Source organism: Halomonas sp. WWR20, assembly GCF_054602495.1.
The window spans coordinates 84,615-105,020 of record NZ_JBTRHR010000002.1 but is presented as its reverse complement, the minus strand read 5'-3'; the positions used below and the strand labels follow the sequence as shown (position 1 = coordinate 105,020).

General features: G+C 63.5%; 18 protein-coding genes. 14 read left to right on the top strand and 4 right to left on the bottom strand.

What is annotated here, in order from left to right; translation table 11 throughout:
- Window positions 1-44 precede the first annotated feature (44 nt).
- The 4 genes from ACW4DH_RS03795 to thiD form a co-directional block, all read right to left on the bottom strand.
- Complete coding sequence (locus tag ACW4DH_RS03795) at window positions 45-818, bottom strand: SDR family NAD(P)-dependent oxidoreductase (RefSeq protein WP_459635032.1); 774 nt, start codon at window positions 816-818, stop codon at window positions 45-47.
- Between the two features lie 34 nt (window positions 819-852).
- Window positions 853-1,290 (bottom strand): D-aminoacyl-tRNA deacylase, encoded by a 438-nt coding sequence (dtd, locus tag ACW4DH_RS03790; protein ID WP_459635031.1) that lies wholly within the window; start codon window positions 1,288-1,290, stop codon window positions 853-855.
- Between the two features lie 63 nt (window positions 1,291-1,353).
- Window positions 1,354-2,211: a universal stress protein gene (locus tag ACW4DH_RS03785; RefSeq protein WP_459635030.1), complete on the bottom strand. Its 858-nt coding sequence runs from the start codon at window positions 2,209-2,211 to the stop codon at window positions 1,354-1,356.
- 131 nt (window positions 2,212-2,342) lie between these two features.
- Window positions 2,343-3,167: a bifunctional hydroxymethylpyrimidine kinase/phosphomethylpyrimidine kinase gene (thiD, locus tag ACW4DH_RS03780; RefSeq protein WP_459635029.1), complete on the bottom strand. Its 825-nt coding sequence runs from the start codon at window positions 3,165-3,167 to the stop codon at window positions 2,343-2,345.
- A gap of 286 nt (window positions 3,168-3,453) precedes the next feature.
- Between thiD and ACW4DH_RS03775 the strand changes: the two genes are divergently transcribed.
- The 14 genes from ACW4DH_RS03775 to ACW4DH_RS03710 all read left to right on the top strand — a co-directional run bounded on the left by ACW4DH_RS03775 (window position 3,454) and on the right by ACW4DH_RS03710 (window position 20,385).
- Window positions 3,454-3,876, top strand: coding sequence for an NADH-quinone oxidoreductase subunit A (locus tag ACW4DH_RS03775; protein ID WP_459635028.1), 423 nt, complete (start codon window positions 3,454-3,456; stop codon window positions 3,874-3,876).
- Between the two features lie 58 nt (window positions 3,877-3,934).
- Window positions 3,935-4,633 (top strand): NuoB/complex I 20 kDa subunit family protein, encoded by a 699-nt coding sequence (locus tag ACW4DH_RS03770; RefSeq protein WP_459635027.1) that lies wholly within the window; start codon window positions 3,935-3,937, stop codon window positions 4,631-4,633.
- A 143-nt stretch (window positions 4,634-4,776) separates the two neighbouring features.
- On the top strand, window positions 4,777-6,519 hold the full coding sequence (gene nuoC, locus ACW4DH_RS03765; protein WP_459635520.1) for an NADH-quinone oxidoreductase subunit C/D: 1,743 nt from the start codon (window positions 4,777-4,779) through the stop codon (window positions 6,517-6,519).
- A 3-nt stretch (window positions 6,520-6,522) separates the two neighbouring features.
- The gene (gene nuoE, locus ACW4DH_RS03760) at window positions 6,523-7,047 is read left to right on the top strand and encodes an NADH-quinone oxidoreductase subunit NuoE (protein ID WP_459635026.1); all 525 of its coding nucleotides are present in this window, start codon (window positions 6,523-6,525) and stop codon (window positions 7,045-7,047) included.
- Complete coding sequence (gene nuoF / locus ACW4DH_RS03755; protein WP_459635025.1) at window positions 7,044-8,384, top strand: NADH-quinone oxidoreductase subunit NuoF; 1,341 nt, start codon at window positions 7,044-7,046, stop codon at window positions 8,382-8,384. The genes nuoE and nuoF overlap by 4 nt, the downstream gene beginning before the upstream one ends.
- Window positions 8,385-8,416: 32 nt before the next feature.
- Complete coding sequence (nuoG, locus tag ACW4DH_RS03750; RefSeq protein ID WP_459635024.1) at window positions 8,417-11,170, top strand: NADH-quinone oxidoreductase subunit NuoG; 2,754 nt, start codon at window positions 8,417-8,419, stop codon at window positions 11,168-11,170.
- On the top strand, window positions 11,167-12,174 hold the full coding sequence (gene nuoH / locus ACW4DH_RS03745; RefSeq protein ID WP_459635023.1) for an NADH-quinone oxidoreductase subunit NuoH: 1,008 nt from the start codon (window positions 11,167-11,169) through the stop codon (window positions 12,172-12,174). The genes nuoG and nuoH overlap by 4 nt, the downstream gene beginning before the upstream one ends.
- Before the next feature lie 10 nt (window positions 12,175-12,184).
- Window positions 12,185-12,748: an NADH-quinone oxidoreductase subunit NuoI gene (gene nuoI, locus ACW4DH_RS03740; RefSeq protein WP_459635022.1), complete on the top strand. Its 564-nt coding sequence runs from the start codon at window positions 12,185-12,187 to the stop codon at window positions 12,746-12,748.
- A gap of 25 nt (window positions 12,749-12,773) precedes the next feature.
- The gene (gene nuoJ / locus ACW4DH_RS03735; RefSeq protein ID WP_459635021.1) at window positions 12,774-13,373 is read left to right on the top strand and encodes an NADH-quinone oxidoreductase subunit J; all 600 of its coding nucleotides are present in this window, start codon (window positions 12,774-12,776) and stop codon (window positions 13,371-13,373) included.
- On the top strand, window positions 13,370-13,678 hold the full coding sequence (gene nuoK, locus ACW4DH_RS03730; protein ID WP_459635020.1) for an NADH-quinone oxidoreductase subunit NuoK: 309 nt from the start codon (window positions 13,370-13,372) through the stop codon (window positions 13,676-13,678). Before nuoJ ends, nuoK begins: the two co-directional genes overlap by 4 nt.
- Window positions 13,675-15,528: an NADH-quinone oxidoreductase subunit L gene (gene nuoL, locus ACW4DH_RS03725; RefSeq protein ID WP_459635019.1), complete on the top strand. Its 1,854-nt coding sequence runs from the start codon at window positions 13,675-13,677 to the stop codon at window positions 15,526-15,528. Before nuoK ends, nuoL begins: the two co-directional genes overlap by 4 nt.
- A 67-nt stretch (window positions 15,529-15,595) precedes the next feature.
- Complete coding sequence (gene nuoM / locus ACW4DH_RS03720; RefSeq protein ID WP_459635018.1) at window positions 15,596-17,140, top strand: NADH-quinone oxidoreductase subunit M; 1,545 nt, start codon at window positions 15,596-15,598, stop codon at window positions 17,138-17,140.
- Entirely contained in the window at window positions 17,137-18,603 is a 1,467-nt protein-coding gene (gene nuoN / locus ACW4DH_RS03715; RefSeq protein WP_459635017.1) for an NADH-quinone oxidoreductase subunit NuoN, read from the top strand. Before nuoM ends, nuoN begins: the two co-directional genes overlap by 4 nt.
- A gap of 105 nt (window positions 18,604-18,708) precedes the next feature.
- Window positions 18,709-20,385, top strand: a complete 1,677-nt coding sequence (locus ACW4DH_RS03710; protein WP_459635016.1) for a carbon starvation CstA family protein — start codon at window positions 18,709-18,711, stop codon at window positions 20,383-20,385.
- Window positions 20,386-20,406 lie beyond the last annotated feature (21 nt).

The following is a 20,406-nucleotide window of genomic DNA, read 5'->3' as shown; positions in this document are numbered from 1 at the left end:
GCTAGTTCAGGCTGCCGTTGGGCAGCCTTTGGCGGGTATGGAATCTACTCGGCGTAAATCATCTTGCGGGTCATGCCGCCATCGACGGTGAATTGCTGGCCGGTGATGAAGCCGGCCTCGGGCGAGGCGAGAAAGGTCACGGCCGCGGCGATGTCCTCGGGAGTGCCCACGCGACCCACCGGGTGCTGACTTCGGTCGATGTCACGATGCTCGGCAGGCGCCTGCTGGGCGCTTTTTTCCCACGGTCCGGTCTCGATCCAGCCGGGGCAGATGGCGTTGACGCGAATATCCGGCCCCAAGCTGATCGCCAGGGCGTGAGTCATGGCCAGCAGGCCGCCCTTGGCCGCGGCATAGGCCTCGCAGTGCGGCTCCGATTGTAGGGCACGGGTCGAGGCCATGTTGACGATGCTGCCCAGACGCTGGCGCAAGCCGGGTACGGCGGCACGCGTGCACAGAAACGCTCCGGTGAGGTGGCTGTCCTGCCAGCGTCGCCAGTCGGCCAGGGAGAGTTGCTCGATGGGGCCGGTTTCGGGATCGGCGATCCCCGCATTGTTGACCAGCAGATCCAGGCCGGCATGTTCTCCAGCGTCATGCTGCCAGTCGCTCAGTCGGGCAAAGGCGGTGTGTATGGCGGTCTCGTCTCCCACATCGGCAGCGATGGGCAGCAAGGGCGCCTTGGGGTGGGCGGTTTCCAGCTCGTCGAGTGCCTCTTCGTCGCGGTCGATAGCCGCGACCCGCCAGCCGCGTGCCAGCAGATGCTCGACGAGGCCGCGCCCGATTCCCTGGGCGCCGCCGGTGATCATTGCGGTTCTGGTCATGCAGCTCTCCTTGCTTTGGTGGCTATCCTGAGGCTTAACTTTCCAGCAGAAAGGTTACCGGGCCGTCATTGACCAGGGTAACTTGCATGTCGGCGCCGAACTCGCCGGTCGCGACTTGAGGCCAAACGACCCGGGCCCGCTTGACCAGATAGTCGAACAGGCGTTCCCCTTCAGCCGGGGCTGCGGCACTGGAGAAGCTCGGCCGCAGCCCCTTGCGCGTGTCGGCGGCCAGGGTGAACTGCGATACCAGTAACAGTCCGCCCTCGGCCTGCTGGAGATTGCGATTCATCTTGCCGTCCGGGTCGGCGAAGACCCGGTAGTGCAATAGCTTGTGCAGCAACTTGTCGGCCCGTACCTCGTCATCGCCCTTTTCGACGCCCACCAGGGCCAGCAGGCCATGCTCGATGGCGCCGACGGTACGCCCCTCGACGTCGACGCTGGCGCGCTTCACGCGCTGGATCAATGCTTTCATCGTATCTCCGCAGTGAAAACCGGCCACCCTCGGCTGCACAAATTGCCTTCCGGCGGGCGTCGTCTACCAGGCGCGGCACAACATCATGTCGACATGAGACTCGGCCAGCAGCCGTTCCATCAAGGGCACCGCATGGCGGTGGCTGATACTCGACAGGTCATGGTGGCCCACGGCAAGCAGGTCCGGGGGCTGACGCCGTAGGCGCTCGAGCAGTACCTCGCCGGGTTCACCCTGCTCAAGCACGAGGTCCACTTCGGGAACGTCGCCGAGCTCGACCATCAGGCGCTCGACTTCCGCCTCCAGGCGCAGGCGTTGGCTGGCGAGTTCGCGGTCGCGCCAACGTACGAAACCGCTGTCCGAGGCCAGTTCCTGACCTGCCGGCATGTGCCAGGCGTGCAGAAGGGTAACGTGGGCGTTGGGAAAGCGCGTCAGGGTTTCACGCAGGGTCTGGCGACAGGCCAGCGAGAAGTCCACCGGCACCAGCACTTCCCGCCAGGGATGGTCGGGGCCATGACTGACTGTCAGCACCGGGCAGGGCGCGCGACTCAGTACCCGGGCCAGGGTCGTACCACCGACAAGGTCGTGCTGGCCGCGTTTGCGATGCGCGCCGAGCACAATCATCGAGGTGTCGCGCTCATGTGCCTCGCGAACGATTTCCGCGTACGGCGCCCCCGCGACCGTCTGGATCAGCGTTTCGGGCTGGGGCAGGGCGTAGTCTTCGCGGACATCGGCGAGCAGCCTTTCCAGTTCCGCCACCACCGCATCCTCAAGATCGTGCAGAGCCTGACGGGGCAAGTGTGGGTCGAGTACATGGAGCACATCGAGGCGCGCGCCATGCTCATTGGCAAGCTTTATCGCACGGGCAAAGGCCGCCCGGTTCTCTGCGGACAAGTCGCAGGCGAACAGCAGCGTCTGGGTCATGGTGTCGCTCCCTCCTGAGTGGCGGGCAAGAGCCGGCACGACGACATGAAGTGCCGGGAATCAGGCGCGCAAGCGCGGCGCACCCCCCAGAATGGTGGGCGTGCGCAGTCTCTGCAAGTTTATGCCGAGCCTCACCACCAGGCATGAAAGTGATGGACGGGCCCCTTGCCATGGCCGACATTGAGACGCTCGCTGGCTTCCAGTGCCCGATGCAACCAGCGTTTAGCGTCGTCGATGGCGCCTCCAACCCGGGTGTCTCCCGCGGGGAGGTGGGCGAGGTAGGTGGCGATTGCCGAGGAGAGGGCGCAGCCGGCACCGTGCAGGTTGGGCGTCGACAGGCGAGGCGCGTCAAGCCATCGGATGCCGTCCGGCATCCACAAGAGATCCGGGCAGCGCTCCAAGGGCAAGTGTCCGCCTTTGAGCAGCCCATAAGGTGCGCCCAGCGCCCCGAGGGCTGGTATCATCGCTTCCATTGCCTCGAGCGAGCGTGGGGCCGGTTCGCCCAACAGCGCAGCGGCTTCCGGTAGGTTGGGCGTGATCACGTCGGCCAGTGGTATGAGTATGTCGCGCACCGCACGCAGTCCGTCGTCATCCACTAATCGGTCGCCGCTCTTGGCGACCATGACAGGATCGAGCACGATCCAGCGTGGACGCCTCGTCCGAAGTGCTTCGGCAATCGTTTCGGCCACATCTCGGCTGGCAACCATGCCGATCTTGACCGCATCGATTTCGACGTCATCGAGCAGATTGTCCAACTGGATGCGGATCAGTGCCGCCGGTACCGGTTCGACGGCTTCCACGCCGCAGGTGTTTTGTGCGATCACTGCGGTGATCACGTTGGTGGCATAGGCGCCGAGTGCAGAGAATGTCTTGATGTCGGCCTGTAATCCGGCACCCCCGGACGGGTCGGAGCCGGCAATGGTCAGTACGTTGGGAATCGTCGCTTGCGGGGGCATCTCGCCTGGCCTGTGTTTAGAGTCGAATCACTGGGAAATTTGTTTGGCAGGGCGTAGCCTAAACCACAATGGCTCAGGAGTTGAGCCTATTGCGATGGTCTGCGACATAGCGAGTTCGGGTGATTAGTTATCAGACTAATGTATCGCTCGGCCTCCCTGACAGCCGTCGGGTTATCTCCTATGCTAAGTGAGCGAAGCCAGAGCATACTGGCGCATGATTCTCCGGTTGACGCGTATCGTGACGGCGACAACCGGCAACGAACATTCTCGGGGTTGGTGAGGGCGAATGAACCAGAATGCCTCCGCACTGATCGCTCAGTACTGGGCCGTCGGGCTGTTTGTAATTGCCGTATTGGTGTTATGCGCCGTGATGATCGGGGCCGCCAGCCTGTTGGGCGGACGCAGCCGCGGACGCAGCAAGAACCTCCCCTACGAATCCGGAATCGTCAGCACCGGCAGTGCCCGGCAGCGTTTCTCCGTCAAATTCTATCTGGTCGCGATGTTGTTCGTGATCTTCGATATCGAGGCCGTATTCCTGTTTGCCTGGGCGGTATCGGTGCGTGAAGTCGGATGGGCCGGCTTCTGGGCTGCGGCGATCTTCATCTTCATTTTGCTCGCCGGGCTGGTCTACGACAGCCGTGTCGGGGCGCTGGAGTGGGCGCCAGCCTCGCGACGCCCCAAGCCGCAAGAGAATTCTCCGCCGGCGTGAGGCTGCGGAACGCACGCTCATGTCCTGACAGTTTTCGTTTTATGTTCAGAGGCGCCGTATGCAATACACCCTGACCCGTGCCGAGCCCGGTGCTGACGCCGGCGATCCGAATAGCGCCGATAACCCGCCATATCCCCTTGGCGAGCGTTCACGCGTCGACGATCCCATGCAGCAGCAGGTGCACCGCAACGTCTTCACCGGCAAGTTGGAGGAGGTGCTCAACTCGGCCGTCAACTGGGGGCGCAAGAACTCGCTATGGCCGTACAACTTCGGCCTGTCCTGTTGTTATGTGGAAATGACCACCGCCTTCACCGCGCCGCATGACGTGGCCCGCTTCGGTGCCGAAGTCATTCGCGCCTCCCCCCGTCAGGCCGACTTCATGGTCATCGCCGGGACCTGCTTCATCAAGATGGCGCCGGTCATCCAGCAACTCTACGATCAGATGCTCGAGCCCAAGTGGGTGATCTCGATGGGGTCCTGCGCGAACTCCGGTGGCATGTACGATATCTATTCCGTGGTGCAGGGCGTCGACAAGTTTCTACCGGTCGACGTCTATGTGCCGGGATGCCCGCCGCGCCCGGAGGCGTTTCTGCAAGGACTGCAGCTGCTGCAGGAGTCGATCCAGGCGGAACGTCGGCCGCTGTCCTGGGTGGTCGGCGACCAGGGCGTCTATCGCGCCGAGATGCCTTCACGCAAGCAGGCCAGTCGGGCGCAGCGTATCGAGACGACCGAGCTGCGCTCGCCCGACGGGATCTAGCGGCCCGCGGTATCTGGCCGCGTCGGAGGCCATGCGATGCAGAAGAGGGCAGTACTTCGTCGATCACGTCCAGCACAGGACACATCATGAGCGCTGTTGAAACACCCCAAGGCCGCCCGCCAGGCGACGGGCCGACAGAAGAGATGCGCGACGACCCGGTCGTCGTGGCGCTGCGCCAGCGTTTCGGCGATAGTGCGTTTCGGGCCCAGCCCGCGCTTACCGGCATGCCGATTCTATGGGTTACGCGTGAGCAGTTGCAGGACGTGCTTGCCTTCCTGCACGACATGCCCGAGCCCTTTGCCATGCTGTTCGATCTCAGCGCGATCGACGAGCGCTTGCGCAGCCAGCGCCGGGGATTGCCGGCGTCCGATTTCACGGTGTTCTATCAATTGCTGTCGGTGGAGCGTAACCGCGACATCATGCTCAAGGTGGCACTGACGGAAAGCGACCTGCGCTTGCCCAGTGTGGCCGGCCTGTACGCCAACGCCAACTGGTACGAGCGCGAGGTATGGGACCTGTTCGGCATCGTCTTCGACGGGCATCCGCATCTGACGCGCCTGCTGCTGCCGCCGACCTGGAACGGCCATCCATTGCGCAAGGACTATCCCGCTCGCGCCACCGAGTTCGACCCCTACACGCTGACCGTCAAGGGCCAGCAGGCCGAACAGGAAGCACTGCGCTTCGACCCCGAGGCCTGGGGCATGAAGCGCGAGGACGAAAACACCGATTTCATGTTTCTCAATCTGGGGCCCAATCACCCCTCCGCCCACGGTGCCTTTCGTATCGTGCTGCAACTCGACGGTGAGGAAATCGTCGATTGCGTGCCGGATATCGGCTACCACCATCGCGGCGCCGAGAAGATGGGCGAACGCCAGTCCTGGCACAGCTACATCCCCTATACCGACCGCGTCGACTATACCGGCGGGGTGATGAACAACCTGCCCTATGTGCTGGCGGTGGAAAAGCTCGCCGGCATCGACGTGCCCGAGCGGGTCAAGACCATTCGCGTGATGATGGCCGAGCTGTTTCGCATCAGTAGCCATCTGCTGTTTCTGGGCACCTACCTGCAGGACCTGGGGGCGATGTCACCGGTGTTCTTTGCCTTTACCGATCGTCAGAAGTCCTATGAAGTCATCGAGGCGATCACCGGCTTTCGCATGCATCCCGCCTGGTATCGCATCGGCGGTGTCGCCCAGGACCTGCCGCAGGGTTGGGAGCGTTTGATGCAGGGCTATCTCGACTGGATGCCCAAGCGCTTGAAGGAGTACGAGCGCTCGATGATGGATAACGCCATCATTCGCGATCGCACCAAGCATGTCGCGGCCTTCGATACTCGCGAGGCGCTGAAGTGGGGCGTGACCGGCCCCAACCTGCGCGCCACCGGATTGGCCTTTGATCTGCGCAAGAAACGCCCCTACTCCGGATACGACAACTTCGATTTCGAGGTGCCCATCGCCGCCAACGGCGATGCCTTCGATCGCGGCTGGCTGCGCATCGAGGAGATGCGCCAGAGCCTGCGCATCATTCAGCAGTGTGTCGATCACATGCCTGCCGGCGACTACAAGGCAGACCATCCGCTGACCACGCCGCCACCGCGCGAGAAGATGCTCCAGCATATCGAGACGTTGATTACCCACTTCCTGCAGGTCTCCTGGGGGCCGGTGCTGCCGGCGAACGAGTCGATGCAGATGATCGAGGCGACCAAGGGCATCAACAGCTATTACCTGACCAGTGACGGCAGCACCATGAGCTACCGTACGCGTATCCGGACCCCGAGCTTCCCGCACCTGCAGCAGATTCCGGCCGTGGTGCGTGGCGCCTTCGTGCCGGATTTGATTGCGCATCTGGGCAGCATCGATTTCGTCATGGCCGACGTGGACCGTTAAGCGATGAATACTTCTTCCGCCACGCACAATTCCAGCAACCGGACCATTGCCAGCGACGCCTTCGCGCTCGCCCCGGCGGATCGCGACGCCATCCTCCATGAGCGGGCGCATTATCCGCAGCCGCATGCGGCGAGCATCGAGGCGCTGAAGATCGTCCAGCGTCGTCACGGCTGGGTGCCCGACGCCGCGATCCCGGCCATTGCCGAGGTGCTGGGGATCCCGGTGGCCGACGTCGAAGGCGTGGCGACCTTCTACAGTCTGATCTTCCGCCAGCCGGTGGGACGCCACGTGATCCTGTTGTGCGACAGCAGCTCGTGCTTTCTTACCGACTATGAGGCACTGCGTGACGCCTTCGAACAGACCCTGGGCATCGGTTTCGGCCAGACCACCGCCGACGGGCGCTTCACTCTGCTGCCGGTGTGCTGCCTGGGGGCCTGTGACCGCGGCCCGGCGCTGATGATCGGCGACGATACCTATGGGCCGGTCACTCCCGACGAGATTCCCCAACTGCTGGAGCGTTATTCATGAGCCGAATCCTGCAGTCGGCGGCGGAGCGCCAAGCCGAAACCCATCCCCTGACGTGGCGGCTGCGCGACGATGGCGCCTGCGTGGGGCTCGAGGAATACAAGGCCAAGGATGGCTACGCTGCGGTCACCCGCATGCTGGAGGGCATCTCCCCCGACGAGCTCATCGATACCGTCAAGGAGGCCAACCTGCGCGGGCGCGGCGGCGGCGGCTTCGCCGCCGGCATGAAGTGGAGCCTGACCCTGAAGGGCGACGACGTGCCGCGCGGCTATCTGGTCTGCAATGCCGACGAGATGGAGCCCGGCACGTTCAAGGATCGCCTGCTCATGGAGCAGCTGCCGCATTTGTTGATCGAGGGCATGATCCTGGCGGCCCACGCCAACCGCTCGCGCCAGGGCTACATCTTCCTGCGCGGCGAATATATCGATGCCGCCCGCGCCCTGTCACGCGCATTGGACGAGGCGCGCGCCGACGGCTGGCTGGGGCCGGACGTGCGCGGCTCGGGCTGGGATTTCAATATCGCCCTGCACACCGGCGCGGGACGTTACATCTGCGGCGAGGAGACGGCACTGATCAACTCGCTGGAAGGCAAACGCGCCAATCCGCGGGCGAAACCGCCGTTTCCCGGACAATCCGGGGCCTGGGGGCGGCCCACCGTGGTCAACAACGTCGAGACGCTGTGCAATGTGCCGGCCATCGTCGCGCATGGTGCGAAGTGGTATCAGGGGCTTTCCGGTGGACTGAGCAACGACGGCGGCACCAAGCTCTACGGCGCGTCGGGCAAGGTCAGGCGCCCCGGGTTGTGGGAGCTGCCCATCGGCACGCCGGGGCGGGAGTTGATGGAGCGCGCCGGGGGCATGCGCGATGGCTTGACGCTCAAGACCTGGCTGCCAGGGGGCGGCAGTACCGGCTTCCTGCTGCCCGAGCATCTCGACCTGGCGCTGGATTTCGACAGCGTCGGCAAGGCGGGTAGCCGTCTGGGCACGGGGTTGATTGCGGTAGTCGCCGACACTCAGAGCGTGGTGTCGCTGACCCGTAATCTGGAGGAGTTCTTCGCCCGTGAATCCTGCGGCTGGTGCACGCCGTGCCGCGATGGCTTGCCGTGGACGGTCAAGATTCTGCGTGCGCTCGAGTGTGGCGAGGGCGAGGAGGGCGATATCGAGATGCTCGAACAGTTGACCAAGGGCCTGGGGCCGGGTCAGACCTTCTGCGCCCATGCGCCAGGGGCGGCGATGCCGCTGGCCTCGGCGCTGAAGCACTTTCGTGCCGAGTTCGAGCGTGGTGTTTCGCATCCGCCGCGTGCGGCACACGAGGACCCGATCCCGGTCGGGTCGGTATAGATCGCAAGGGTAATGCACAGATAAGGACGCCAATGGCCACCATCCACGTAGACGGCAATGCCTATCAGGTCGACGGAGCGGATAACCTGCTTCATGCCTGCCTGTCGCTGGGCCTGGATATTCCCTATTTCTGTTGGCACCCGGCGATGGGCAGCGTAGGTGCCTGCCGCCAGTGCGCCGTGAAGCAGTACAAGGATGCCGACGACACCAAGGGCATGCTGGTGATGTCATGCATGGCGCCGGTCAAGGATGACAGTTACATCTCGATCGAGGACGGCGAGGCCAAGGCCTTTCGCGCCAGCGTCATCGAGTGGCTGATGATCAATCACCCCCATGATTGCCCGGTCTGCGAAGAGGGAGGACACTGCCACCTGCAGGACATGACGGTGATGACTGGCCATGATCGCCGACGCTATCGCTTTCGCAAGCGCACCCACAAGAACCAGTACCTGGGCCCGTTCGTTGCCCACGAGATGAACCGTTGCATCACCTGCTATCGCTGCGTGCGCTTCTACAAGGATTACGCTGGCGGCGAGGATCTCGGTGTCTTCGGCGCGCATGACAACATCTACTTCGGCCGCTATCAGGAAGGCGTGCTGGAAAGCGAGTTCTCCGGCAACCTCACCGAGGTCTGCCCCACCGGGGTGTTCACCGACCAGACCCACTCCGACCACTACACCCGCAAGTGGGATCTGCAGTTCGCCCCCAGTATCTGTCATCAGTGTGCGGTGGGATGCAACACCAGTCCCGGCGAGCGCTACGGCGATATCCGGCGCATCGAGAATCGCTATCATGGCGAGGTGAATCACTACTTTCTCTGCGATCGCGGACGCTTTGGCTATGGCTACGTCAATCGCGACGACCGTCCGCGGCGCCCGGAATATCATGAGCATACGGCGTCCCGTTCGCAGGCACCTCACCATCTCGAAATCGATGCCGCCCTGGATCGAGCCGCCGACATGCTGCGCAACGTGCCGCGAATCGTCGGCATCGGCTCGCCGCGGGCGAGTCTGGAGAGCAATCACCTGCTGCGTGAGCTGGTTGGCGAAGACAATTTCTCCACCGGGATCAACGCCGCGGAGCAGCACTGTCTGGAATTGATGCAGCGGCTGGCCTTCGAAAGCGGCGCCGCGACCCCCAGCCTGCGCGAGATCGAAGCCCACGATGTGGTGCTCATCCTCGGCGAGGATGTCATGCAGACGGCGGCGCGCCTGGCGCTGGCGGTGCGTCAGGCAGTGCTCGCCCGGCGCGACGCCCTGGCCGAGGCACGCGGCATTCCGGTATGGAACGCCGAGGCGGTCAAGACCCTGGCCCAGGACGAGCGCAACCCGTTGTTCATTGCCACCCCGGCCGCCACGCGCCTCGATGGCCTGGCCGAGGAGGCCTTGCGCGCCGCACCGGAGGACATCGCTCGGCTGGGATTTGCCGTGGCGCATGCCATCGATGACCACGCGCCACCGGTCGCGGACTTGGACGCGGCGACCCGCGAACGGGCCGAGCATATCGCCGAGGTGCTGTTGGCAGCCAAGCGGCCGTTGATCGTCTCCGGTGGTTCGCTGGGATCCGCGGCGGTCCTCGAAGCCGCCGGCAACGTGGCCCGCGCCTTGTCGCGCCGCACCCGTCAGGCATCGCTATCACTGGTCCGCCGCGAGGCCAACAGCACGGGACTGGCGATGCTCGGCGGCCGGTCGCTGGAAGCGGCGCTGGAAGCGCTGGACGAGAATACGGCACTGGTGATCCTCGAAAACGATCTCCATCACCGGCTGGGATACACTCGGGCCGAAGCCGCCCTGTCGCGCGCCGCCCATGTTGTCGTCATCGATCATCAGCGCACCCCGACCTGGGCGCGCGCCGAACTCGGCCTGCCGGCGGCGACCTTTGCCGAAGGCGATGGCACGCTCGTCAGCCTGGAGGGCCGCGCCCAACGTTTCTATCAGGTCTTCGAGACGAGCTATACGCGACCGGAGAGCCGCATTCGCGAGAGTTGGCGCTGGTTGCATGCACTACAGGCCACGCTGGCACGCAGTGCGGTGGCACCGGTGACCCTGGATGACGTGACACATGCGCTGTCGCAGCGTAGCCCTCTTCTGGCGGGCGTGGTACAGGCTGCGCCAGGGGCCGACTTTCGCGTACGTGGGCTCAAGCTGGCCCGCGAGCCGCATCGCTACAGCGGGCGCACGGCAATGCGCGCGCATCTCGACGTCAACGAACCCCGCGCGCCGGTGGACCCCGACACGCCCTTCGTGTTCTCCATGGAGGGCTATGCCGGCTATCAGGAACCGCGCCAGGAGGTCGCTTTCGCTTGGGCGCCGGGGTGGAACTCATCGCAAGCGTGGAACAAGTTCCAGGACGAGGTCGGGGGGCATCTGCGGGCCGGCGATCCCGGGACGCGCCTGTTCGCCCCTCAGCCCGGCGAATACGATTATTGCCGTGATGTGCCGTCGGCCTTCGCGCCGCGTGACGGGCAGTGGCAGGCGGTGGCGCTGCCTCACTTGTTCGGCAGTGACGAAACCTCGGCGCGGGCCGAGCCGATCCAGGCGCGCGTGGAGGCTCCCTACGTGGCCCTGGCCCCGGCGGATGTCGAGCGGTTGCAGTTGAACGAGGGGCGTAGCATGACCCTGAGCTGGGAGGGCGGGCACTTGCACCTGCCGCTCAGAATCGAACCGTCGCTGCCGGCCGGGCTGGTCGGCGTGCCGGTAGGCATGGGCGACATGCCGGTGCCCGGCGGGCAGTGGCTGAATGTACAGGCAGGCACTCACCGACCCGGCGGGGAGACAACGTCATGAATTTCTGGTCGCCGTTGCTCGGCTGGTGGACACCGACGCTCGAGGCCGTGCTATTCGCCATGTTCCAGGCCATCGTGATCCTGCTCGCGGCGGTCATGGCCGGTGCCTTGCTGAGTCTGATCGAGCGGCGTCTGCTGGCGCTGTGGCAGGATCGCTACGGTCCTAACCGGGTCGGCCCCTTCGGCATGTTCCAGATCGTCGCCGACATGCTGAAAATCTTCTTCAAGGAAGACTGGATTCCGCCCTTCGCCGACCGCGCTTTCTTCGTGCTGGCCCCGGCGATCGCCATGGCCTCGCTGTTGCTGTCGTTCATGATCATTCCCATTACGCCCACCTGGGGCGTGGCCGATCTGCACATCGGCGTGTTGTTATTCTTCGCCATGGCCGGCATCAATGTCTATGCGGTACTTTTCGCCGGCTGGTCGAGCGGCAACAAGTACGCTCTGCTCGGTGCCATGCGCGCTTCGGCGCAGACGCTCTCCTACGAGGTGTTCATGGGCCTGTCGCTGATGGGTGTGGTGGCCATGGCCGGCTCGTTCAACATGCGCGAGATCGTGCTGGCTCAGGACAGCGTGTGGTTCATCGTGCCGCAGTTCTTCGGCTTTTGTACCTTCCTGATCGCGGGCATCGCGGTGACCCACCGCCACCCCTTCGACCAGCCCGAGGCCGAGCAGGAGCTGGCCGACGGCTACCACGTCGAGTATTCGGGGATGAAGTGGGGCATGTTCTTCATTGGCGAGTACGTGGGCATCGTGCTGGTCTCGGCGTTGCTGGTCACGCTGTTCTTCGGCGGCTGGCAGGGCCCTTGGCTGCCGCCCATCGTCTGGTTTCTGCTCAAGGTCAGCGTGTTCGTGGTGTTCTTCGTGCTGCTGCGCGCGGCGTTGCCCCGACCCCGTTACGACCGTGTCATGAGCTTCGGCTGGAAGATCTGCCTGCCGCTGACACTGATCAACCTGCTGGTGACGGGGGCGGTGATCCTGCTCGTCTCGCCGTCCGGTTCCTGAGGAGGCTGCCTTGTTCAAGACGCTCGATCTCAAGCCGCTCAAGTCGCTGTTGGCCGGCACATGGTCCCAACTGCGGACGCTGGGGATGGTCTTCATGCATGCGTTTCGCAAACGCGAGACCGTGCAATACCCCGAGCAGCAGGTTTACCTACCGCCGCGTTATCGTGGGCGCATCGTGCTGACCCGCGACCCGGACGGTGAGGAGCGCTGCGTGGCCTGCAACTTGTGTGCAGTGGCCTGTCCGGTGGCATGCATTTCGTTGCAGAAGGGCGAGAGGGACGATGGGCGCTGGTACCCGGAGTTCTTTCGTATCAACTTCTCGCGCTGCATCTTCTGCGGCATGTGCGAGGAGGCCTGTCCGACGTCGGCGATCCAGCTCACACCGGATTTCGAACTCAGCGAGTATCGCCGTCAGGAGCTGGTCTACGAGAAAGAGGATCTGCTGATCTCTGGGCCGGGCAAGGATCATCAATACAACTTCTATCGGGTGGCGGGGCTGTCGATCGCCGGCAAGGGCAAGGGCAAGGCGCAGAACGAGGCTGACCCCATCGACGTGAAGACACTGCTGCCGTGAGTGTCGGCTGGCGTAAGGAGACTGCGTGGAAATCGCCTTCTATCTGAGTGCACTGGTCGCCGTGCTGGCGACATTGGGTGTGGTGGCCAACCCGCATCCGGTCCATGCGCTGCTCTACCTGATTGTGTCGCTGATCAGTGTGGCGATGGTGTTCTTCGCCCTCGGTGCGCCGTTCGCGGGGGCCTTGGAGATCATCGTCTACGCCGGCGCGATCATGGTGCTGTTCGTATTCGTGGTGATGATGCTCAACCTGGGGGAGGCGGCCGTGGCGCAGGAGCGTCGCTGGCTGCAGCCCCGTGCGTGGCTTGGCCCGTCGATTCTGGCGGTGCTGCTATGCGCAGTCATGACAAGCATGCTGATGTCGGGCGACGGTCAGGAGTTGATTGGCGGAGAAACGCTGACCGCCAAGGCCGTCGGCACGCTGCTGTTCGGTCCGTATCTCATCGTTGTCGAGCTGGCCGCCATGCTGTTGTTGGCGGCGTTGGTCACCGCCTCGCACCTCGGGCGCAGCGAGGCGCATGAGGTGGCCGACAGCGCCCGCGAAAAACAGCGTGCGGCACGGCCGGCGTCGGAGCTACAGCCACCACCGTCGCAACGCCACGAGACGTCAAGGAGAGCGCCATGAACGGAGTGCCCATGGAGCATGGCTTGCTGCTGGCCGCGATACTCTTCGCGCTGGGGCTGGCCGGGGTGATGATTCGCCGCAACATGCTGTTCGTACTGATGAGCCTGGAGGTCATGATGAACGCGGCGGCGCTGGCCTTCATCGTCGCCGGCACGCGCTGGGGCCAGCCCGACGGGCAGGTCATGTTCCTGCTGGTGATCACCCTGGCCGCGGCGGAGGCCAGCGTCGGCCTGGCGCTGCTGCTGCAACTCAATCGGCGCTTCAAGAGCCTCGATATCGATGCCGTCAGCAGGTTGCGCGGATGATGTGGCTACCTTTTACCTTCCTGTTTCCCCTGGCGGGCTTCTTGGTTCTGGCGCTCTCGTTCGGGCGCCTGTCGCCTCGTGCCAGTGCCACGGTCGGCGTGGCGTCGATGGGCCTGGCGGCTGCCACCACGGCCTGGGTGGTGTTCGATTTCATCGATCATGGCGCCGCCGCTCACGTGCAGACGTTGTGGACTTGGATTGCGGTGGGCGATTTCAGGCCCACCATCGGGCTGCATCTCGACGGCCTATCGCTGACCCTGCTGGGTGTGGTCACCGGGGTGGGCTTTCTGATCCATCTGTTCGCAGCGTGGTACATGCACGGCGAGGAGGGCGTGACGCGCTTCTTCGCCTATATGAATCTTTTCGTATTCAGCATGTTGATGCTGGTGCTCGCCGACAATCTGCTGCTGCTGTTTCTGGGCTGGGAAGGGGTGGGGCTGTGCAGCTACCTGCTGATCGGCTTTTACTATCGCGATGCCGCCAACGGCTGGGCGGCCTTCAAGGCCTTCATCGTGACTCGCATCGGTGATGTCTTCCTGGCCATCGGGCTGTTCATCCTGTTCGCGCACTTGGGGACGCTGAATATTCAGACCCTGATGGCCCGGGCGCCGGAAGTCTGGTCGCGGGGCGATCCCATGGTCGAGTTGGCGGCGCTGATGCTGCTTGGCGGTGCGCTGGGCAAGTCGGCCCAGTTGCCGCTGCATACGTGGCTGGCGGACGCCATGGCCGGCCCGACGCCGGTCTCGGCGCTGATCCATGCGGCGACCATGGTCACCGCCGGGGTCTATCTGATTGCGCGCACTCACGGTCTGTTCCTGCTCGCGCCCGACGTGCTCACGCTGGTCGGGGTGATCGGTGCCGTCACGCTGCTGCTGGCCGGGTTCGCCGCCCTGGCCCAGACCGATATCAAGCGCGTGCTGGCCTATTCCACCATGGGCCAGATCGGCTATATGTTCGTGGCGCTGGGGGTGGGTGCCTTCGATGCGGCGATTTTTCACCTGATGACGCATGCCTTCTTCAAGGCGCTGCTGTTCCTCTCCGCCGGTTCGGTGATCGTCTCCTGCCATCATGAGCAGGACATGCGCCGCCTGGGCGGTTTATGGCGGCGCCTGCCGCTGGCCTATGCCGGCTTCGTGGTGGGTGGCGCGGCGTTGGCGGCGCTGCCTCTGGTGACCGCCGGTTTCTACAGCAAGGAAGAGATTCTGTGGGAAACGCTGGCTGCCGGGCACGGCGGGCTGCTGATCGCCGGCCTGCTGGGCTCGGCACTCACCGCGGTATACACCGTGCGCCTGATCATGGGGACCTTTCATGGCGAGTCGCGCAGCCGGAACAGCCGCGATGCGCAGGCCGGGCGCGGTCTGGTGCACGGGCTGCCGTTAGTGGTGTTGCTGGTGCTGTCGACCGCGCTGGGGGCAGGCATCCACCTGCCGCTGGATGACGTACTTCCGGCGAGCCCCGGGACCATGAGAGAGGCGGGGCAGCATACGCTGGAGATCGTCGCCACCGTGATCGGCATAGGAGCGCTCCTGGCCGCCATCTGGCTGTTCGGCCGACGGCGCGACATCGTGGCCCGCTATGCCCAGACCCGTAATGGTGAGCGTGTGTGGCGGCTATGGCATCACGCCTGGGGGTTCGACACTCTCTACGACTGGCTGCTGGTCAAGCCCTACCGTCTGCTGGTGCGCATCAACCGCTATGATCTGCTGAACGCGCTATGCAATAGCGTGCCGGCATTGGCGCGGCTGCTGCACCGGGGGCTCGCTCTGACCCAGACGGGGCGGCTGCGGCACTATGCGGCATCGATGGCGCTGGGAGCGACGTTGTTGCTGGCGCTGCTGGCATGGGGATGAACCGTGCCGAGGCCGACGTGCAACGACGGACAATCACAATGCGAACTGCGAAAGGAATGACACGCCCATGATCCTGGTCTGGCTGATCCTGATTCCCTTCATTGGCGGCCTGTTGTGCTGGCGGGTCGAGCGCGTCGATGAGCACTGGCCGCGCTGGATCGCCCTGGCGACCATGCTGCTGGTGCTGGGCTTGACGCTGGGACTCTGGTGGCAGGGAGACTATGCCTTGAGCGCCCCGGCAGCCGGCGCGAGTCAATGGGGCCTGGAGTGGCGCGTGCCCTGGATTCCCCGCTTCGGCATTGATGTGCATCTGGCGCTGGACGGCCTGTCGCTGATCATGATCGCGTTGACCGGCTTTCTGGGTGTGCTGGCGGTGTTGTGCTCGTGGCAGGAAATCGTGCGCCGGGTGGGGTTCTTTCACCTCAACCTGCTATGGATTCTTGGCGGTGTGGTGGGGGTTTTCCTGGCCATCGATCTGTTCCTGTTCTTCTTCTTCTGGGAAATGATGCTGGTGCCGATGTATTTCCTGATCGCGCTGTGGGGGCATAGCGGATCGCCGGGCAAGACCCGTATCGGCGCGGCGACCAAGTTCTTCATCTATACCCAGGCCAGCGGCCTCTTGATGCTGATCGCCATCCTGGGTCTGGTGTTCGCGCATCATGCGACGACCGGCGAGTACAGCTTCAGCTACGAGACGCTGCGTAACACGCCGCTGTCGGATGGCGTGGCGATGTGGCTGATGCTGGGCTTCTTCGTGGCTTTCGCCGTCAAGCTGCCGGTGGTGCCGCTGCACGGCTGGCTGCCTGACGCGCATGCCCAGGCGCCCACCGCGGGCAGCGTCGATCTTGCCGGGATTCTGCTCAAGACCGCGGCCTACGGCATGCTGCGCTTTGCCCTGCCGCTGTTTCCCGAAGCCTCGCAGGCCTTCGCCCCGGTCGCCATGACGCTGGGGCTGGTGGGTATCTTCTATGGCGCGGTGCTGGCCTGCGGGCAGCACGACATCAAGCGGCTGATCGCTTATACCAGCATTTCGCATATGGGATTCGTGCTGATCGGTATCTATGCCGGCACCACCCTGGCGCTGCAGGGTGTCATCGTGTTGATGGTGGCGCATGCCTTCTCGGCGGCGGGGCTGTTCATCCTCAGCGGCCAACTCTACGAACGGCTGCATACCCGCGACATGCGCCAGATGGGCGGTTTGTGGGGCCGGATTGCCGGATTGCCGGGTTTCGCGCTGTGTTTCGTGGCGGCTTCACTGGGTATGCCGGGAACCGCCAATTTCGTCGGCGAGTTCATGGTGCTGTTCGGCACCTTTGCCATTGCGCCCTGGACGGTGGTCATCGCCAGCGCCGGGCTGGTGCTGGCCGCCATCTATTCACTGTTCTTGATGCAGCGGGTCTATTACGGCCCGGCGCAGGCGCCGACTCCGCTGGGCGGGTTGGATCGGCGGGAGACGCTCATGATGTTGGGGTTGCTGGTCCTGGTGCTGCTGTTCGGGCTCTACCCGCAACCCTTGCTCGACACGACGGGGGCGAGCATGGAAAACATTCAGCGTCTGTTGGCGGCTCCCGCGGCGCTGACGAGTCTTGACATGCCTACGGGGGCGCCATGAATCTGACCCTGACTCAAATGCTGGCGCTGCTGCCGCTGATCCTCGTCTGTCTCACGGTCATTGTGGTGATGCTGGGAATTGCCTGGCGTCGCCAGCATACGGCGAGCGCCATCGCGACGGTGGTGGGACTCAACCTGGCCCTGCTGTCGCTGTTGTTGGTGGGGTACTGGACGCCACAAGACGTCACGCCGTTGCTGGTGATTGATCACTATGCGCTGTTCGGTAGCGCCCTGATCCTGGTCGCAACCCTGGCCTGCGCCACCCTGGGGCATGCCTACCTCGAAGGGGCGGAGGGGCCCCGTGAAGAGTTCTATCTCTTGCTGCTCTGCGCTGCCGCCGGCGGCATGGTGCTGGTCAGCAGTCGTCATCTGGCGTCGCTGTTCTTCGGCCTGGAACTGCTGTCGATGCCGCTCTACGGCATGCTGGCTTACACCTTTCGCGAGCGCGGCGCGCTGGAGGCCGGGATTAAATACATGGTGCTTTCGGCCTCGGCTTCGGCTTTCATGCTGTTCGGCATGGCGCTGCTCTATGCCCGTACCGGGACGCTAGAATTCGCCGGGTTGGGCTTGAGCCTGGCCTCGGCGGGGCCTGATCTGCTCTGGATCGCCGGCGCCACCATGCTGCTGGTGGGGCTGGCGTTCAAGCTCTCTCTCGTGCCGTTCCACTTGTGGACACCGGACGTCTATCAGGGCGGGCCCAGCCCGGCGGTGACCTTTCTCGCTACCGCCAGCAAGGTGGCGGTGTTTCTGGTGTTGCTGCGCTTTCTGGTGGCGGTACCGGCGATGCGCAGCACCTGGCTGCTCGATACCTTCGCTGCGCTGGCTTTGATCACCATGCTGGTGGGCAACCTGCTGGCGTTGACCCAGAGCGATCTCAAGCGACTGCTGGGCTACTCCTCGATCGCCCATTTCGGCTACTTACTGGTCACGCTGGCCGTCAACGACGGTCTGGCGGTGGAGACGGCCGGCGTCTATCTGGTGACCTACTTGCTGACGACCCTAGGTGCCTTCGGCGTGGTGACGCTACTTTCCAGTCCACTGACACCTGCACGGGGCGGTGCCGATACCAGCCAACTGCATCATTATCGGGGGCTGTTCTGGCGGCGCCCCTACCTGACGGCGGTATTGACGGTGATGATGCTGTCGTTGGCGGGGATTCCGTTTACCGTCGGCTTCATCGGCAAGTTCTACGTGATTGCATTGGGCGTCGAGGCGGGGCGCTGGTGGTTGGTCGCTGGCATCGTGGTGGGGAGTGCCATCGGGCTCTACTACTACCTGCGCGTGGTGATCACGCTGTATCTCGTCGAACCCGGTATGCAAAGCCGTGACGCGCCGCATGATTGGGGCGTACGTGCCGGCGGTGTGGTGGTGCTGGGGCTGGCGGCGCTGGTCTTTCTGTTGGGGATCTATCCGGCACCGATGATCGACTGGGTGCGCTGGATGGGAGCCACTGTGATGGGATAAGGACGTCTAGGAGATCATGCTAGGGCTGATCACTACTTTTCGCTATCTTGACCTGACTGACCGACAAAACAACCATAACAACGATATGCAAAGGAGCGTGCCCTCATGAGTGCGATTGTTCTACTTGTCATAGGCTTGGGCTGCATGGCGCTGGGCTATTTCGTCTACTCGAAATTCATCGCCGAGAAGATCTATCGCCTGGATCCCGATTACCGGACGCCGGCGCATGAATTCGAGGATGGCGTCGACTACGTGCCTACCAACAAGTTCGTACTGTGGGGGCATCACTTCACTTCGGTGGCGGGGGCCGCTCCGATCGTAGGACCCGCTATTGCAGTCATCTGGGGGTGGTTGCCGGCTTTCTTGTGGGTAGTCTTCGGAACCATCTTCTTTGCCGGCGTGCATGATGCCGGGGCGATCTGGGCCAGCGTGCGCAACCGGGCCAAATCTGTCGGGGCGCTGACCGGTGACATTGTCGGCACCCGGGCCCGCAGCCTGTTCATGATCGTCATCTTTCTGGTGCTGCTGATGGTCAATGCGGTATTCGCGGTGGTTATTGCGCGTCTTATGATGAATTTCCCCTCTGCAGTGGTGCCGGTGTGGGGTGCCATCTTCGTTGCCTTGATCATCGGACAGTTGATCTACCGTCGCATCCTCAGTCTGCCGGTTGTCTCGATAATCGGCGTGGTCGCTTTATATGCACTGATTGGCGTCGGCCCCGCCGTGCCGCTAGAGATGCCCGCTGAAGTGGCCGGTATGTCGGGCAATGCCATATGGATACTGATTCTATTTGCCTATGCCGCGATAGCCTCGCTGCTACCGGTGTGGATGCTGTTGCAACCCCGTGACTATATCAACGGTCTGCAGTTGTTCATCGGTCTGATCATACTCTACGGTGCCATTGTGCTGCTCAATCCGAGCATGGTCGCCCCGATGTTCAACCATGATGTGCCTGCCGGTACTCCCTCGCTGTTCCCCTTGCTGTTCGTGACTATCGCCTGTGGCGCTATTTCCGGATTCCATGGCTTGGTCTCATCCGGAACCACCTCCAAACAGCTCAACAAGGAGACCGACGCACGCTTTGTCGGTTATTTCGGGGCCGTGGGCGAAGGCTCCCTGTCATTGGCGGCGATTCTCGTAGCCACGGCAGGCTTCGCCAGCTTCACCGACTGGCAGGCCATGTACAGCGCCTTCGGGCAGGGTGGAGTCACTGCCTTCGTCGAAGGCGGGGCGTATATCATTCATAACGGCCTAGGTCTGCCCCAAGCGACGGCAGCTACTCTACTCACGGTCATGGCGGCCCTTTTCGCCGGAACTACCATGGATACCGGCCTGCGTCTGCAGCGTTACATCTTTCAGGAATGGGGCGATATCTACAACCTGCAATGGATGAAGAAGCCGGCGGCGGCCACACTGCTGGCGGTAGGCTCCTGTCTGCTGATCGCTTTCGGGGCGGGCGGTGCCGATGGCTCTGGCGGCCTCATCATCTGGCCGCTGTTCGGCACCACCAATCAATTGCTCGCGGGCCTGACATTGCTGGTAATCACCGTCCTACTGGTACGCCTCAAGCGGCCAATAGTGTATACCCTGGCGCCGCTTTGTTTTCTGTTGGTGATGGCCGTGCTGGCGTTATTGTTACAGATGCGCACTTTTTATAATGAAAGCAACTATTTCCTGTTGTTCTTGGATATTGTGGTTCTAGTGGCAACCATCCTCGTGGCCATGGAGTGCGCAGCGTCGCTCAAACGTCAACGTCGCGAAGTGGCCCATCAGGAGCCATAGCAAATTCTGTCGGCATAGGAG

Excerpts from the sequence above, each read along its gene's own strand:
- ACW4DH_RS03795 (WP_459635032.1), bottom strand. The coding sequence starts at position 818 with ATGACCAGAACCGCAATGATCACCGGCGGCGCCCAGGGAATCGGGCGC.
- dtd (WP_459635031.1), bottom strand. The coding sequence starts at position 1,290 with ATGAAAGCATTGATCCAGCGCGTGAAGCGCGCCAGCGTCGACGTCGAG.
- ACW4DH_RS03785 (WP_459635030.1), bottom strand. The coding sequence starts at position 2,211 with ATGACCCAGACGCTGCTGTTCGCCTGCGACTTGTCCGCAGAGAACCGG.
- thiD (WP_459635029.1), bottom strand. The coding sequence starts at position 3,167 with ATGCCCCCGCAAGCGACGATTCCCAACGTACTGACCATTGCCGGCTCC.
- ACW4DH_RS03775 (WP_459635028.1), top strand. The coding sequence starts at position 3,454 with ATGAACCAGAATGCCTCCGCACTGATCGCTCAGTACTGGGCCGTCGGG.
- ACW4DH_RS03770 (WP_459635027.1), top strand. The coding sequence starts at position 3,935 with ATGCAATACACCCTGACCCGTGCCGAGCCCGGTGCTGACGCCGGCGAT.
- nuoC (WP_459635520.1), top strand. The coding sequence starts at position 4,777 with ATGCGCGACGACCCGGTCGTCGTGGCGCTGCGCCAGCGTTTCGGCGAT.
- nuoE (WP_459635026.1), top strand. The coding sequence starts at position 6,523 with ATGAATACTTCTTCCGCCACGCACAATTCCAGCAACCGGACCATTGCC.
- nuoF (WP_459635025.1), top strand. The coding sequence starts at position 7,044 with ATGAGCCGAATCCTGCAGTCGGCGGCGGAGCGCCAAGCCGAAACCCAT.
- nuoG (WP_459635024.1), top strand. The coding sequence starts at position 8,417 with ATGGCCACCATCCACGTAGACGGCAATGCCTATCAGGTCGACGGAGCG.
- nuoH (WP_459635023.1), top strand. The coding sequence starts at position 11,167 with ATGAATTTCTGGTCGCCGTTGCTCGGCTGGTGGACACCGACGCTCGAG.
- nuoK (WP_459635020.1), top strand. The coding sequence starts at position 13,370 with ATGAACGGAGTGCCCATGGAGCATGGCTTGCTGCTGGCCGCGATACTC.
- nuoL (WP_459635019.1), top strand. The coding sequence starts at position 13,675 with ATGATGTGGCTACCTTTTACCTTCCTGTTTCCCCTGGCGGGCTTCTTG.
- nuoM (WP_459635018.1), top strand. The coding sequence starts at position 15,596 with ATGATCCTGGTCTGGCTGATCCTGATTCCCTTCATTGGCGGCCTGTTG.
- nuoN (WP_459635017.1), top strand. The coding sequence starts at position 17,137 with ATGAATCTGACCCTGACTCAAATGCTGGCGCTGCTGCCGCTGATCCTC.
- ACW4DH_RS03710 (WP_459635016.1), top strand. The coding sequence starts at position 18,709 with ATGAGTGCGATTGTTCTACTTGTCATAGGCTTGGGCTGCATGGCGCTG.